Source organism: Enterobacter sp. MGH120, assembly GCF_001037725.1.
Classification (GTDB): Bacteria; Pseudomonadota; Gammaproteobacteria; order Enterobacterales; family Enterobacteriaceae; genus Enterobacter; species Enterobacter hormaechei_C.
In genome coordinates, this window is sequence record NZ_KQ089940.1 from 1,213,802 (window position 1) to 1,228,227 (window position 14,426).

Consider the following 14,426-nt stretch of genomic DNA (forward strand, 5'->3'; position numbering starts at 1 on the left):
ATTATTGGGGGTAATCGCGCGCACCGAAAATTGCCGTGCCGATGCGCACCATGGTGCTGCCTGCCGCGATGGCGGCTTCCATATCGTCCGACATGCCCAGAGAAAGCGTGTCTACCGTGTCATAGCGCGCCTTAAGCGCCTCAAATGCTACAGCCATTTGCTGTGCCACGGCAAACTGCCTTTCATAACTTGACTCTGGCGCCGGGATAGCCATCAGCCCGCGCAGGGTTAAGCGCGGCAGCGCCGCCACGTCCGCCGCCAGCGCATCCAGTTCGCCCAGCGTAATGCCGGACTTGCTGTTTTCATCGCTGATGTTGATTTGAATCAGTACGTTAAGCGCTGGCATCTCCGCCGGGCGCTGGTCGCTCAGACGGGTAGCGATGCGCAGACGATCGATCGTGTGGCACCAGTCAAAGTGCTCTGCTACCAGACGGCTTTTGTTCGACTGTAGCGGACCGATAAAGTGCCATTGCAGGTCTGTATTTCCCCGTTCCCGGAAAGCGCGAATTTTATCCACGCCTTCCTGCACATAGTTTTCGCCAAAGGCACGATGACCGGCGGCTATCGCTTCTGCGATGGCGCTCGCAGGCTTAGTTTTGCTGACTGCAAGCAACGTAATTTCTTCTGGAGCACGGCCGCAACGCGTTGCCGCGGCTGAGATTTTGTCCCGGACCTGTGCCAGGTTATGCGCAATGTCGTTCATTTTCCGAGGAGTAGTCTATGGATGTGGAAGAAATTGTGGCCCTTAGTGTAAAGCATAACGTCTCCGATCTACACCTGTGCAGTGATTCGCCACCGCGCTGGCGCAGGTCAGGCCGTCTTGAACCTGCGCCGTTTCCGCCCCCGGATGTGGAGGCGTTATTAAAAGCGTGGCTCAACGACGAACAGCAGGGCGCATGGTGGGCAAACGGGCAGGTGGATTTTGCCGTTACCCTCGCAGGCCGTCAGCGGCTGCGCGGCAGTGCGTTTAAGCATATGCACGGCGTTTCGATTGCGCTGCGGCTGTTGCCGCTGACGTGCCCGCAGCTCTCTGCGCTAGGTGTACCGCGAGCGATCCCGGAGCTGCTGTCCAATGACAATGGCCTGATTCTGGTCACCGGCGCCACCGGCAGCGGAAAATCGACCACCCTGGCCGCGATGGTCGATTTCCTCAATCACCAGACGGACGGGCATATTCTGACCCTGGAAGATCCGGTGGAGTTTATGTTCCAGAGCGAACGTTGCCTGATCCAGCAGCGGGAGATAGGCCAGCACAGCCCGTCCTTTGCCGAGGCGCTGCGCAGCGCGCTGCGTGAAGATCCGGATGTGATTCTGCTTGGTGAGCTGCGCGACAGCGAGACGATACGCCTGGCGCTGACGGCGGCGGAAACCGGCCATCTGGTGTTGGCCACGCTGCACACGCGCGGTGCGGCGCAGGCGATCGAGCGCCTGGTCGACACCTTTCCGGCTCAGGAGAAAGATCCGGTGCGTAATCAGCTGGCGGGAAGCCTGCGTGCGGTCCTGGCGCAGAAGCTACGTCAGGATGTCCAGGGCGGGCGCGTGGCGCTGTATGAGCTACTGGTGAATACCTCGGCGGCGGCAAACCTGATCCGCGAAGGCAAAACCTGGCAACTGCCGGGCATTATTCAAACGGGGCAGCAGGCGGGAATGCAGAACTTTGAGCAGAGTCTGGCGGAGCGACGGGCGCAGGGGCGGCTGTAGCCCCGGCGCTCAGTAACCCTGTTCGAAATAGCTTTCGAGGATAATGACGGCTGAAGCTGAATCCACGCTGCCTTTGTTCAGCGCCCGGAAGCCACCGTGCTCGAACAGGCCAGCGCGTGCCTCGACGGTGCTCAAACGTTCATCGTGCAGCTTAACGGAGACGCCAAAGCGGCCATGGATTTTGTTCGCGAACTTGCGCGCGCGGGCGGTAAGCGGTTGCTCGGTGCCGTCCATGTTTAGCGGCAGGCCGACAATCACGTCGTCCGGCTGCCACTCTTTGAGCAAGCGCTCAATAAGGTTCCAGTCCGGCGTGCCGTCGTTAGCTTTCAGCGCCGTGAGCGGGCGAGCGGTGCCGGTGATTCGTTGACCCACAGCGACGCCGATGCTTTTGGTGCCGAAGTCGAAGGCGAGAAGGGTGCCGCTCATTACGCGTGCCCCGCAACGCCAGGCATGGTCAGAATATCAATGCCAATCAGTTTTGCCGCGTCACGCCAGCGATCGGCGATAGGGGTTTTAAACAGGATATTCATATCCGCAGGGGCTGTCAGCCAGGCGTTGTCCAGAATTTCTTGTTCCAGCTGCCCTTTTTCCCAGGAGGCGTAGCCGAGCGCAACCAGCACCTCAGAAGGCTGACTGGCAGTGCCCAGCGTTTCAAGCACGTCGCGAGAGGTGGTGACGACGGTGTTATCGGAGATACGAATGCTGGACGAGAAAACCGGCGGGGTATGCAGGATAAAGCCACGATCTTCTGCAAGCGGGCCACCGAGCATCACCGGTTTATCGAGACGGATTTCCGGCAGCCGCGCTTCAGCAGGGATTTTCAGCTTGTCCAGAATGCCTTCCACCTGGAGGTTTTCCAGCGGCTTATTGATGATAATCCCCATCGCGCCGTCTTCGTTGTATTCGCAAATATAGACCACGGAGCGGCGGAAAATCGGATCCTGGAGAGCAGGCATGGCAATAAGAAAGTGATGCTGTAAATTCATTGTCAGAGGTACTGTTTCCTGGTTTAAAAAGCGACAGCGCCCAGTATGGGGATAAACACAGGCGCTGTCACAGGTTATTTCTGTAAACGTTTTTCGATAGCGTCCATCAGCATTCCGGTGATCGAGATCGGGAATTCCGCTTCGATTTCACGAATGCAGGTCGGGCTGGTGACGTTCACTTCGGTCAGACGATCGCCGATGATATCGAGGCCGACGAAGATCAGGCCTTTGGCTTTCAGCGTAGGGCCGACGCGGCGGGCAATTTCCCAGTCGCTTTCGCTTAACGGACGCGGTTCGCCACGGCCGCCAGCCGCCAGGTTGCCACGGGTTTCCCCTCCCTGCGGGATACGCGCCAGGCAGTAAGGCACCGGCTCGCCGTCTACGACCAGCACACGCTTGTCGCCGTCTTTAATGGCTGGCAGATAGTTCTGCGCCATGCAGTAGCGGGTTCCCAGCTCGGTCAGCGTTTCGGCAATCACGCCAATGTTCGGATCGCCCTCTTTCACGCGGAAGATCGACGCGCCGCCCATGCCGTCCAGCGGCTTCATGATGATGTCGCCGTGCTTCTGCCAGAATTCTTTCAGCTGCGTTTTGCTGCGGGTGACGAGCGTTTCCGGCGTCAGGTCAGAGAACCATGCGGTATAGAGCTTCTCGTTGCAGTCGCGCAGGCTCTGCGGCTTGTTGACGATCAGCGTTCCTTTCTCTTCGGCACGCTCAAGGATATAGGTGGCGTAAATGTATTCGGTGTCGAACGGCGGATCTTTACGCATCAGGATCACGTTAAGGTCGGCCAGGGCAATATCCTGCTCGGTACCGAATTCGTACCATTTTTCGTAGTTCTGCTCGACGTTAACGATGCGGGTGCGTGCGCGGGCTTCACCGTTGATCAGGTAAAGATCGTTCATCTCCATATAGTGGAGTTCATAGCCGCGACGCTGCGCTTCCAGCAGCATAGCGAAGCTGGAGTCTTTCTTGATGTTAATGTTTGCGATGGGGTCCATCACGATGCCGAGCTTAATCATCTTCTTCTCCGGTTATGGGTCAGGCTTTGCTTCAACCCAGATCGCCAAATCGCACCTGTAGCGCGGTAATGGCGGTGAGTGCCGTTGTCTCAGTGCGCAGAACGCGAGGTCCCAACAGAATATCAGTAAACTGGTAACGCGCCGTCATGGCAATTTCGTCAGCCGACAGGCCGCCTTCCGGGCCAATCAGCAGGCGTACACGCTCAACGGGCAGCGGCAGCGTATTGATGCTGGCGCTGGCGCGCGGATGAAGATTGAGCTTAAGCCCGCTCTCCTCTTCTGCACACCAGTCCTCCAGATCCATCGCCGGGCGGATCTCCGGGATACGGTTGCGGCCGCTCTGTTCGCAGGCCGCAATGGCAATTTTTTGCCACTGCTGGATCTTTTTGTTCAGACGTTCCGCATCCAGTTTAACGCCGCAGCGCTCAGAAAAAAGTGGCGTAATGAGGCTTACACCCAGTTCAATGGATTTCTGAATGGTGAACTCCATCTTTTCCCCACGCGACATCACCTGGCCCAGGTGAATGTGCAGCGGGGATTCCCGGTCATCCACCTCGCCACGCAGCACCTTCACGTGCACGCTTTTTTTATCGGCGCGCGTAATTTCAGCGTCGAAAACCTGATTAGAGCCGTCAAAGAGCTGAATCGCCTGGCCTGCACCCATGCGCAGCACGCGGCCTACATGGTTTGCGGCATCATCAGACAGGGCGATTTCGCCGCCTGGGGTAATCAGTTCAGGGTGATAGATGCGAGGGATGCGCATAGTCAGAAATTCCATGTGTCATGCGATATAAGCGAATTGCCGTAGTGTAGGTTAGCTCTTTTGCGCCTGGCAAGCCCGCTGGACGTAAGGGTTGTGATTCCCCTGGACTTTGGCGATACGTTCGTCGCGCTGGCATTCCCAGTCCGTCACCGGGTAGAGCTTGTCCCAGGCATTGAAGAGCTGCGTCTGCTGGCGGGAAAGATTGAGATCGTAGCGGTCGCGCATATAGAAGTAAGTGCGGGCGATGCTGCCGCGTGCGCGGGCAGGCGGTTCGGCGACTTTCTCTTTGAAATCGACCTTCATGGCGCACTGACCGTACTGGCCTTCGCCACCGTTCCACTGGCTGTACATGAAGTTTCCGCGGTCGCCATTGACCTCACCCACGGCGGGTTGCAGGTTGTGCATATCGCTTTCCATCTGGCGGTAGACCGGATCTTTTGCGCAATTTTTACGTCCACCGTCCTGCCAGCACTGGCGCTGGTGGCCAAACTGCCAGGCCGGAACAACGTGTTCCCATTCGATTCGGCTGGCGCGGTTCTCGTTCTTGCGCACCTTATAGCCGCAGGATCCCAGATCCACGACCCCTTTCTTACCCTGCCAGTTAATTTTACAGCCGCAGTAGAAATCACCCGGTACGTCGGCGTTAATCTTTACGCCTGCGGTTTTTGCCTGAGAGAAACTGTGAATACCGTCGGCCAGAGCATGGCCGGATAGCGCTGTCGCCAGAAAAGCGACCGCGAGAGAAACATTACGGGACATCTTACACTCCGTGTCAAAACGAGCCCGCAACGTAACGAATGTTGTTCCCGTATGCAATCAGTCAGATCAGGAAAGTTCCTGAAAGTTCGAGTGATTATTCCGCAACCAGCGGTTCGCCGCATTTAACGCAGCGATAGGTCGCTTCGCCGCGCACCACGCGGTTATGGCGGCGGACGGTAAGCTGGTGCTGCTGACACTGGCAGCGGTAGGGGAAGGTATTGCGGCGTACCGATTCCAGCTCGAACTGATGGGTGCGGCGGGCCGGAACCCCGAGCACCGCCTCCATCATCCATTTCCACTCTTTGCCGTGCGGTGCGACGCGGCCAAAGTGCTTCCACACCAGAAGGTGGGCCAGCTCGTGCGGCACCACTTCGTCGATAAACGCCTGCTGGTTTTCCATCATCAGCACCGGATTCAGGCGGATCTCATACGACTCCAGCCAGGCTGTGCCTGCCGCGGTGCCACGCTGCTGATAGACCAGCTTCGGTTCAGGATAATTGCGGCCGAGCTTCAGGTTGGCCTGGGCGAGTTTTTCCCGCAGGCTGCGCATGACGGCTTGCTGAATGGCGATGGGGAGACGGGGAGCTTTCATAGGGGCAGAGCATAAAGCGGGAAGCGGGGAGGCGCAAGAGGCGCCTCCCGCAGGAGGATCAGTCGTGTGCGCCGATTTCGCGCAGAGGACGACCTTTCATCAGGTTACGTTCAATGTGTTCCAGTGAAACATGTTTGGTTTCAGGAACCAGCCAGATAGTGAGAACGATAAAGAACAGGTTCAGACCGGCGTAGACCCAGAAGGTATTGGCGTTACCCAGGGTATTGAGCATGGTCAGGAACGTTGCGCCGACGATCATGTTGGCAATCCAGTTGGTTGCGGTAGAACAGGTGATACCAAAATCACGCCCTTTCAGCGGCTGGATCTCAGAGCACAGCACCCAAATCAGCGGACCGGCGCTCATCGCAAACCCAATGATAAACATCAGCAGCATCGCCACGGCGAAGTACTGTGCCGTTGGGGAATGAATGCCCATGTGCATCATGGTACCCAGCACGCCCATCCCGACGGCCATCACCAGGAAGCCCAGCGTCAGGGTTGGCTTACGTCCCCAGCGGTCCACCAGACCGATAGCGATAAAGGTCGCCAGCACGTTGGTCAGGCCGACGATCACGGTGCCCCACATCTGTTCGGTGGTGTTGGTGTAGCCCGCCAGTTCGAAGATTTTCGGCGCGTAATACATGATGACGTTCATCCCGGTGAACTGTTGCATGATCTGTAACAGCACACCGAGGAACACCGCACGGCGGAAGTTGCTGTTCTCTTTGAACAGCGCCCAGCCGGACTGTTTGACCTTCAGGCTTTCGCGGATCTCTTCCAGCTCGTTTTTGGCTTCGGCGCTGGTATCACGCAGGCGTAAGAGCACGCGTTCGGCATCATGGAAGCGGCGTTTGGCGGCGAACCAGCGCGGACTGTCCGGCAGGAAGAAGACGCCAATCAGCAGCAGGATGGCTGGAATGATGATTACGCCCAGCATCCAGCGCCATGCGCCGCTGTAGCTGAATGCGGTATCCGAGAGATAAGCCCCCAGAATACCGATGGTGATCATCAGCTGATACATGGAAATCATGCTGCCGCGGATTTTTTCCGGAGCGATTTCAGACAGGTACAGCGGGGCAGTATAAGACGCCACGCCCACTGCCAGACCGAGCAGCACGCGGGAGATGATCAGCACTTCAACGTTAGGTGCAGCGGCAGAGAACAGTGAGCCGGCAACGAACAGGATCGCGCCGATCATCAGGCTCTTTTTACGCCCGAGCTTAAAGGAGAGCCAGCCGCTGCCGACCGCGCCGACGGCGGCACCGAACATCATGGAGCTAACCACCCATTCCTGAGTGTGTGCGCTAATCTGGAACTCATCGGTGATGAAAGGTAATGCACCGGCAATTACGCCAATATCCAGGCCAAAGAGTAATCCTGCCAGAGCGGCGAGGAAGCAGACGAAGAACGTCATTGCCTTATTGGACGTACGCCCCTGTTTATTATTGTCAGGCATTATGCCCTCCAGTTGGGTTATCAGTTTTTACGATATTAAGAGTAGGTGAGCGGCTCATAAAAATATGTGAGTCAAATCACAGCGGTGTAATCGGTTACACTAGTTTGTAACCGTAAAAATAATTAAAGCTTTGAAAATATAGAGGTAAATTAATTGATGTGCATCGCGTTTGCACAAATTTCAGACTTAACTGAAAGGGAATGTAACAGCAGAAGAAATGCGATCATGCAAAGAGAATATTCTGAAAGCGGGGTATAGAGAGTGAGGTGTAAACGGTTCCAAACATTGCCGGGTGGCGGCTGCGCCTTACCCGGCCTACAAAAACTCACTACTCGTAGGTCGGGTAAGGCATAGCCGCCACCCGACATAAAAAAGGCCAGCACAACGGCTGGCCTGTTTAAGCTACTGGCAGTCGATTACTTCAGACCGGCAGCATCACGCAGCAGGGCGGCTTTGTCGGTTTTTTCCCATGGGAAATGTTCGCGGCCAAAGTGACCGTACGCTGCGGTTTCCTGGTAGATTGGGTGCAGCAGATCCAGCATCTGAATCAGACCGTATGGACGCAGGTCGAAGAACTCACGCACCAGCAGGGTCAGCTGTTCAGAAGGCACTTTTTCAGTACCGAAGGTTTCCACCATGATGGAGGTTGGCTCAGCCACGCCGATAGCGTAGGAAACCTGGATCTCACAGCGGTCAGCCAGACCGGCAGCAACGATGTTTTTCGCCACATAACGTGCAGCGTACGCCGCAGAACGGTCAACTTTAGACGGATCTTTACCGGAGAATGCGCCGCCGCCGTGACGTGCCATGCCGCCGTAGGTATCTACGATGATTTTACGACCGGTCAGACCGCAGTCACCCATTGGGCCGCCGATAACAAAGCGTCCGGTTGGGTTGATGAAGAATTTGGTCGCAGAGCTCAGCCATTCAGTTGGCAGAACCGGCTTGATGATCTCTTCCATCACCGCTTCTTGCAGGGATTTCTGGTCAATCTCTTCAGCATGCTGCGTGGAAAGAACCACTGCATCGATACCAACGATTTTCCCGTCGTCATACTGGAAGGTCACCTGGCTTTTCGCATCCGGACGCAGCCACGGCAGGGTGCCGTTTTTACGCACTTCAGCCTGACGCTGCACCAGACGATGGGCGTAGGTTACCGGCGCTGGCATCAGCACGTCGGTTTCGTTGGTTGCGTAGCCGAACATCAGGCCCTGGTCACCCGCGCCCTGTTCCAGCGGATCGGCACGGTCAACGCCCTGGTTGATATCCGGAGACTGTTTGCCAATCGCGCTCAGTACGGCGCAGGAGTTGGCATCAAAGCCCATATCAGAATGTACATAGCCAATCTCACGCACCGTGTTACGGGTGATCTCTTCGATATCAACCCATGCGCTGGTGGTGATCTCACCGCCAACCAGAACCATGCCGGTTTTGACATAGGTTTCACACGCTACGCGCGCCTTTGGATCCTGCGCCAGGATCGCATCCAGCACCGCATCGGAGATTTGGTCAGCAATTTTATCAGGATGTCCTTCTGATACGGACTCGGACGTAAACAGGTGTTTTGCCATGTTTTATTTCACCTAAGAGGAATTTGGTTAGCTCAAGCTGCTGTGTGGAATAGCCATAGGAGATAATTCTACCAAGGCCTACAGGATTTTGACACTGGCAGTCTGAGTGTTAATCGGTATGGATGGATTAACATCTGGACGTCTATTTTAGGTCACTTCTTCACCCGATTTCCAGTTTTTTTTGACTCACCTCTCACTGCGTTGAAAACACGGCTGGAAATTTTTCCTGACGACGCTGGCAACCTGCGCATTTTTGTTTTGCTTTTTAGCGACCTTCTCGGTATAAAACGCGGCGCGCGGCTCATATAAAATAAGCGCTCGATGAACACATCGTGTCGCCACTTCCAGCCGGGTTAAGCAGTGAACTGTTAGCTTTGGCTTGTGGTCCGTTTCAGCAGAGGCGGCCGTGGAGGTGATACGAGATAATGAACCATCGTTTTCCGCTCATTCAGCGCAGCCGTTCTGGCGCGCATTTGATTCCCACCCGCACTTCTGGTCTAAACACCTGCCGATGTTATACCCATCTCGGTGCTTCTCAGGATTCCAGAGCCGGTCACGCTTTGTGAAAACTGAACAAGGGCGCTCTTGTTAATACAGGAGTTTTCTCGTGGTTTCGCCGAACCTTGTCATACAGAGTTCGGATACGTGTTTTACAATGATATGAATAAGAAACCGGTCGCACGGTCTGGATTTCAGCATACTCTGCTGGGAAATGGAGCCGTTAATGGGTTGTTATCGCCGTATAACGCTGCGATAGTAGTCAACTGTTTTACACTTAATACAAAGAGTTGAGGTTCGCTATGTCTGACGACATGTCTTCGCTTTCGCCTTCGTCAGCAGGCGAACAGGGTGTACTACGTTCTATGCAGGAGGTTGCGATGAGCTCCCAGGAAGCCAGCAAGATGCTGCGCACTTACAATATTGCCTGGTGGGGCAATAACTACTACGACGTTAACGAGCTGGGCCACATCAGTGTCTGCCCGGATCCGGACGTCCCGGAAGCGCGCGTGGATCTCGCTAAACTGGTGAAAACCCGTGAAGCGCAGGGTCAGCGCTTGCCTGCACTGTTCTGCTTCCCGCAGATCCTGCAACATCGCCTGCGTTCTATTAATGCCGCGTTCAAACGCGCGCGGGAATCGTATGGTTATAACGGCGACTATTTCCTCGTTTACCCGATCAAGGTCAATCAGCACCGTCGCGTGATTGAGTCCCTGATCCACTCCGGCGAGCCGCTGGGCCTGGAAGCAGGCTCTAAAGCGGAGCTGATGGCGGTTCTGGCGCACGCGGGCATGACCCGGTCGGTGATCGTCTGTAACGGCTATAAAGACCGCGAATACATTCGTCTGGCGCTGATTGGCGAGAAGATGGGCCACAAGGTCTATCTGGTGATCGAGAAGATGACCGAAATCGCGATCGTGCTGGAAGAGGCCGAGCGTCTGAACGTGATCCCACGCCTTGGCGTGCGTGCGCGACTGGCGTCGCAGGGTTCCGGTAAATGGCAGTCTTCCGGCGGTGAAAAATCCAAGTTCGGCCTCGCGGCGAACCAGGTGCTTCAGCTGGTGGAAATTCTGCGCGAGCGCGGTCGTCTGGACAGCATTCAGCTGCTGCACTTCCACCTCGGTTCGCAGATGGCCAATATTCGCGACATCGCCACTGGGGTGCGTGAATCCGCGCGTTTCTACGTTGAGCTGCATAAGCTCGGCGTGAATATTCAGTGCTTTGACGTGGGCGGCGGCCTGGGCGTGGACTACGAAGGGACCCGCTCGCAGTCTGACTGCTCGGTAAACTATGGCCTGAACGAATATGCCAACAACATCATCTGGGCGATTGGCGATGCCTGCGAAGAGCACGGCCTGCCGCACCCGACGGTGATCACCGAATCCGGCCGCGCGGTCACCGCGCACCATACGGTGCTGGTCTCTAACATCATTGGCGTTGAGCGTAGCGAAATCACCGAAGCCACGCCTCCGGCAGACGATGCCCCACGTTCCCTGCAAAGCATGTGGGAAACCTGGCAGGAGATGCACGAGCCGGGCACGCGTCGTTCCCTGCGCGAATGGCTGCACGACAGCCAGATGGACCTGCACGATATTCACGTCGGCTACTCGTCAGGCACCTTCAGCCTGCAAGAGCGCGCGTGGGCGGAGCAGCTCTATCTGAATATGTGCCACGAAGTGCAGAAACAGCTCGATCCGAGCAACCGCGCGCACCGTCCAATTATCGACGAGTTGCAGGAGCGTATGGCGGACAAAATGTACGTCAACTTCTCCCTGTTCCAGTCGATGCCGGATGCCTGGGGTATCGACCAGCTGTTCCCGGTTCTGCCGCTGGAAGGGCTGAACCACGCCCCGGAACGCCGCGCCGTGCTGCTGGACATCACCTGTGACTCCGATGGCGCAATTGACCACTACGTCGATGGCGACGGTATCGCAACGACGATGCCAATGCCGGAGTACGATCCGGAGAACCCGCCAATGCTGGGCTTCTTTATGGTGGGGGCGTATCAGGAGATCCTCGGTAACATGCACAACCTGTTCGGTGATACCGAAGCGGTTGACGTGTTTGTCTTCCCTGACGGCAGCGTGGAGGTTGAGCTGTCCGACGAAGGGGACACCGTGGCGGACATGCTCGAATACGTTCAGCTGGATCCGAAAAAACTGCTCACCCAGTTCCGCGATCAGGTGAAAAACACCGGTCTGGACGATGCCTTGCAGCAGCAGTTCCTGGAAGAGTTTGAAGCGGGTCTGTACGGGTATACGTATCTGGAAGACGAGTAAGAAAACCCCCCTCTCCCTGTGGGAGAGGGGCGGGGTGAGGGCATCAGGCCGCTGTGCCGCCGATGCCCGGTGGCGCTGCGCTTACCGGGCCTACGAATGTAGGCCGGAGAAGGCGAAGCCGCCATCCGGCAGAATGCTATACTCACTTGAACCCATATGGATTAACGGCGATAATTCGCCCCAATATGCGATTTACGAATCAATCCCTTCCTCGTCGGGTTTAACGACGCGGAGGGGATTTTTTTTCATCTGTTTTTAATGTATCGACTTTATAAGAGGTCAGGACATGAGCACTTTAGGTCATCAGTACGATAACTCTCTGGTATCTAACGCGTTTGGTTTTTTACGCCTTCCGATGAACTTCCAGCCGTACGACAGCGATGCGGACTGGGTGATCACCGGCGTACCGTTCGACATGGCAACGTCCGGTCGCGCGGGTGGACGTCATGGCCCGGCGGCGATCCGTCAGGTTTCCACCAACCTGGCCTGGGAGCACAACCGCTTCCCGTGGAACTTCGACATGCGCGAGCGCCTGAACGTGGTGGACTGCGGCGATCTGGTGTACGCCTTCGGTGACGCGCGTGAAATGAGCGAAAAATTGCAGGCGCACGCCGAGAAGCTGCTGGCGGCCGGTAAACGCATGCTCTCCTTCGGCGGTGACCACTTCGTGACCCTGCCGCTGCTGCGCGCCCACGCGAAGCACTTCGGCAAAATGGCGCTGGTGCACTTCGATGCGCACACCGACACCTACGCGAACGGCTGTGAATTCGACCACGGCACCATGTTCTATACCGCGCCGAAAGAAGGCCTGATCGATCCAAACCACTCCGTGCAGATCGGCATCCGCACCGAGTTCGACAAAGACAACGGCTTCACCGTACTCGACGCGGGCCAGGTGAACGATCGCGGCGTGGACGATATTCTGTCTCAGGTTAAGCAGATCGTCGGCGATATGCCTGTCTACCTGACCTTCGACATCGACTGCCTTGATCCGGCATTCGCACCGGGTACCGGTACGCCGGTGATCGGCGGCCTGACATCAGACCGCGCCATCAAGCTGGTGCGCGGCCTGAAGGATCTGAACATCGTCGGGATGGACGTGGTGGAAGTAGCTCCGGCCTATGACCAGTCCGAGATCACCGCGCTGGCCGCGGCGACCCTGGCGCTGGAAATGCTCTACATCCAGGCGGCGAAAAAAGGCGAATAAGCCTTACGCGCTGATTGCTGCTGCGCGCCGCATGCGCAGCAGCAACATTCCCCCGGCAAGCAGGGTGACAACCTGCGAGACGACCAGCACCGAAAAGCCTGAACTGACCGACCCCACCGATCTCATCACCATCCCCATCAGCAGCGGAATAAACGCCGCGCAGATATTGCCGATCCCATTGATTATGCCGTAAGCGCTGCCCACCGCTTCCCGCGCGGCGTGATGCTGGATCACCGCCGGAATAGCCGCTCCCTGTAGCCCCCAGAAGACGTTAGCCGAAAGCATAAAGAGCGCCAGCCATGCGGGTTGATGGCTGAGCATCAGTGCGATCACGGAGAGTGCCGTCAACGTACCGCCCACCACAAACAGTACCGGCGCCTGTTCCGGCCGCATTTTGTCGAGCAGCACGCCGCCCAGAAACTTTGACCCCAGGCTCAGCAGGAAGGGGACCGCCGCAAGCATGCCCGTCGCGTGCAGCGAGAAGTGGTGCTCGTCACGCAGCCATGCGGGCAGCCACGCGCTGCTGCCCCACAGATAGCTCAGCGTGGCGATTTCAACCAGCAGGATCCAGCCCAGCAGCGGCGTCTGCCAGGCCAGCGTGAAGGTGTGAACAAACCCCGGTTTTTTCATCTTCACCGGGCTGTGTGGCGCGGGCAGAAAACGCCAGATGAGCCCGCCGCCCAACACCAGATTCATCACCGCCAGGGCGTAAAACGACCCGGCCCAGCCCAGATGCGACATCAGCCAGGTCACCAGCGGAAAGCCCACGGCCAGCCCGAGCGAGACGCCCAGCGCGGTCACGGCGTTGGGTTTGCCGATCTCTTGCGCGCTAAAGTTATCGCTGATAAAGCGCGTTTTCAGTGAAAAAAGCGGTCCCTCCGCGATCCCCAGAATCACGCGGGCGATGAGCATTCCCGTCAGCGAGCCGAGCAAAGGTGAAGCCGCGCAGACCGCGGCCCAAATCGCAATGCTGCTTAATAATCCTTGCCGATAATGAAGTTTGCTTTCAATAACTGGCGTTAATAATAAAGCGGAAAACCCATAACCCAGAAGAAAGCAGGTCATGAGCAGGCCCTGTAACATTCTGTTTTCATTTAACTGAAAATGTTCGGCAAATTCCGGGTTTAAAATCATTACCGAGATATTTACCCGATCGACGTAGGAAATAATAATGAGTAATAAAAGCGCTATCGTGCCTTGCCATCTTGCCGTCATCATGTCCGCCTTACGTTTTTTGTAACTTATATTTTTCATCAATGTGATTGTCACGGAGCTAAAATGGTTCACCTGTGAAACTCTTTGTTTATTAAAGATAAATTAAAGTTTCGTTTCACAGGTGAAACGCGAAAGAGGTGACGTTCATTTATTTTTAGAGAGTAAAAAGAAAAGAAGTCAATATCTTTTAATGAAAATAAGAGACCATTAAAAAAACGTATTTCTCACGCTGCAATAATGAAAATTTCATATCGCTGCATTTTTTCGTGATCCCTTGCACACTTAGTTAATTAATTGCCGATCGATTAACAAATTCGTCACATTGTCGCTTGACGAAACATTCATCGCTTTTATATTGACCGTATTAAATAAGAAAC

At 56.1% G+C, this 14,426-nt stretch carries 14 protein-coding genes; 4 read left to right on the forward strand and 10 right to left on the reverse strand.

Translation table 11 applies throughout. The features are described 5' to 3' along the window. Position 1: 1 nt before the first annotated feature. Positions 2-703: a YggS family pyridoxal phosphate-dependent enzyme gene (locus SK54_RS05770; RefSeq protein ID WP_015571837.1), complete on the reverse strand. Its 702-nt coding sequence runs from the start codon at positions 701-703 to the stop codon at positions 2-4. A gap of 17 nt (positions 704-720) precedes the next feature. Here SK54_RS05770 and SK54_RS05775 point away from each other — a divergent pair, with 17 nt between their 5' ends. Then, a complete protein-coding gene (locus tag SK54_RS05775) occupies positions 721-1,701 on the forward strand; it encodes a type IV pilus twitching motility protein PilT (RefSeq protein WP_015571836.1) in 981 nt (326 codons plus the stop codon). 9 nt (positions 1,702-1,710) lie between these two features. Here the strand turns inward: SK54_RS05775 and ruvX are convergent, their stop codons facing one another. From ruvX to metK, 8 genes are all read right to left on the reverse strand, one after another. Beyond that, the gene (ruvX, locus tag SK54_RS05780; RefSeq protein WP_006811925.1) at positions 1,711-2,127 is read right to left on the reverse strand and encodes a Holliday junction resolvase RuvX; all 417 of its coding nucleotides are present in this window, start codon (positions 2,125-2,127) and stop codon (positions 1,711-1,713) included. Beyond that, positions 2,127-2,687: a YqgE/AlgH family protein gene (locus tag SK54_RS05785; protein WP_006811924.1), complete on the reverse strand. Its 561-nt coding sequence runs from the start codon at positions 2,685-2,687 to the stop codon at positions 2,127-2,129. The genes ruvX and SK54_RS05785 overlap by 1 nt, the downstream gene beginning before the upstream one ends. A gap of 74 nt (positions 2,688-2,761) precedes the next feature. Beyond that, the gene (gene gshB, locus SK54_RS05790) at positions 2,762-3,709 is read right to left on the reverse strand and encodes a glutathione synthase (protein ID WP_015571835.1); all 948 of its coding nucleotides are present in this window, start codon (positions 3,707-3,709) and stop codon (positions 2,762-2,764) included. A 31-nt stretch (positions 3,710-3,740) separates the two neighbouring features. Continuing rightward, the gene (rsmE, locus tag SK54_RS05795) at positions 3,741-4,472 is read right to left on the reverse strand and encodes a 16S rRNA (uracil(1498)-N(3))-methyltransferase (RefSeq protein WP_017692692.1); all 732 of its coding nucleotides are present in this window, start codon (positions 4,470-4,472) and stop codon (positions 3,741-3,743) included. Between the two features lie 51 nt (positions 4,473-4,523). Continuing rightward, positions 4,524-5,231: a deoxyribonuclease I gene (gene endA / locus SK54_RS05800; RefSeq protein ID WP_003860034.1), complete on the reverse strand. Its 708-nt coding sequence runs from the start codon at positions 5,229-5,231 to the stop codon at positions 4,524-4,526. 94 nt (positions 5,232-5,325) lie between these two features. Next, complete coding sequence (locus tag SK54_RS05805) at positions 5,326-5,823, reverse strand: SprT family zinc-dependent metalloprotease (protein WP_015571833.1); 498 nt, start codon at positions 5,821-5,823, stop codon at positions 5,326-5,328. 58 nt (positions 5,824-5,881) lie between these two features. Then, positions 5,882-7,279 carry a galactose/proton symporter gene (galP, locus tag SK54_RS05810; protein ID WP_015571832.1) on the reverse strand — a complete coding sequence of 466 codons (1,398 nt, stop codon included), beginning with the start codon at positions 7,277-7,279 and terminating at the stop codon, positions 5,882-5,884. Between the two features lie 416 nt (positions 7,280-7,695). Then, on the reverse strand, positions 7,696-8,850 hold the full coding sequence (gene metK / locus SK54_RS05815) for a methionine adenosyltransferase (protein WP_003860037.1): 1,155 nt from the start codon (positions 8,848-8,850) through the stop codon (positions 7,696-7,698). Between the two features lie 660 nt (positions 8,851-9,510). Between metK and yqgB the strand changes: the two genes are divergently transcribed. The 3 genes from yqgB (at position 9,511) to speB (ending at position 12,834) form a co-directional block, all read left to right on the forward strand. After that, positions 9,511-9,642 carry an acid stress response protein YqgB gene (yqgB, locus tag SK54_RS21760; protein WP_057979949.1) on the forward strand — a complete coding sequence of 44 codons (132 nt, stop codon included), beginning with the start codon at positions 9,511-9,513 and terminating at the stop codon, positions 9,640-9,642. Positions 9,643-9,650: 8 nt separating this feature from the next. Next, on the forward strand, positions 9,651-11,627 hold the full coding sequence (gene speA / locus SK54_RS05825) for a biosynthetic arginine decarboxylase (RefSeq protein ID WP_017382922.1): 1,977 nt from the start codon (positions 9,651-9,653) through the stop codon (positions 11,625-11,627). Positions 11,628-11,913: 286 nt separating this feature from the next. Then, positions 11,914-12,834 carry an agmatinase gene (gene speB, locus SK54_RS05830; RefSeq protein ID WP_003860040.1) on the forward strand — a complete coding sequence of 307 codons (921 nt, stop codon included), beginning with the start codon at positions 11,914-11,916 and terminating at the stop codon, positions 12,832-12,834. 3 nt (positions 12,835-12,837) lie between these two features. On the opposite strand, the gene SK54_RS05835 is transcribed toward speB, so the two are convergent. Further along, positions 12,838-14,049: an MFS transporter gene (locus SK54_RS05835; protein WP_026094259.1), complete on the reverse strand. Its 1,212-nt coding sequence runs from the start codon at positions 14,047-14,049 to the stop codon at positions 12,838-12,840. Positions 14,050-14,426: the final 377 nt, after the last annotated feature.

Coding starts and splice junctions, on each gene's coding strand:
- SK54_RS05770 (WP_015571837.1), bottom strand. CDS start 703: ATGAACGACATTGCGCATAACCTGGCACAGGTCCGGGACAAAATCTCA.
- SK54_RS05775 (WP_015571836.1), top strand. CDS start 721: ATGGATGTGGAAGAAATTGTGGCCCTTAGTGTAAAGCATAACGTCTCC.
- ruvX (WP_006811925.1), bottom strand. CDS start 2,127: ATGAGCGGCACCCTTCTCGCCTTCGACTTCGGCACCAAAAGCATCGGC.
- SK54_RS05785 (WP_006811924.1), bottom strand. CDS start 2,687: ATGAATTTACAGCATCACTTTCTTATTGCCATGCCTGCTCTCCAGGAT.
- gshB (WP_015571835.1), bottom strand. CDS start 3,709: ATGATTAAGCTCGGCATCGTGATGGACCCCATCGCAAACATTAACATC.
- rsmE (WP_017692692.1), bottom strand. CDS start 4,472: ATGCGCATCCCTCGCATCTATCACCCTGAACTGATTACCCCAGGCGGC.
- endA (WP_003860034.1), bottom strand. CDS start 5,231: ATGTCCCGTAATGTTTCTCTCGCGGTCGCTTTTCTGGCGACAGCGCTA.
- SK54_RS05805 (WP_015571833.1), bottom strand. CDS start 5,823: ATGAAAGCTCCCCGTCTCCCCATCGCCATTCAGCAAGCCGTCATGCGC.
- galP (WP_015571832.1), bottom strand. CDS start 7,279: ATGCCTGACAATAATAAACAGGGGCGTACGTCCAATAAGGCAATGACG.
- metK (WP_003860037.1), bottom strand. CDS start 8,850: ATGGCAAAACACCTGTTTACGTCCGAGTCCGTATCAGAAGGACATCCT.
- yqgB (WP_057979949.1), top strand. CDS start 9,511: ATGAATAAGAAACCGGTCGCACGGTCTGGATTTCAGCATACTCTGCTG.
- speA (WP_017382922.1), top strand. CDS start 9,651: ATGTCTGACGACATGTCTTCGCTTTCGCCTTCGTCAGCAGGCGAACAG.
- speB (WP_003860040.1), top strand. CDS start 11,914: ATGAGCACTTTAGGTCATCAGTACGATAACTCTCTGGTATCTAACGCG.
- SK54_RS05835 (WP_026094259.1), bottom strand. CDS start 14,049: ATGACGGCAAGATGGCAAGGCACGATAGCGCTTTTATTACTCATTATT.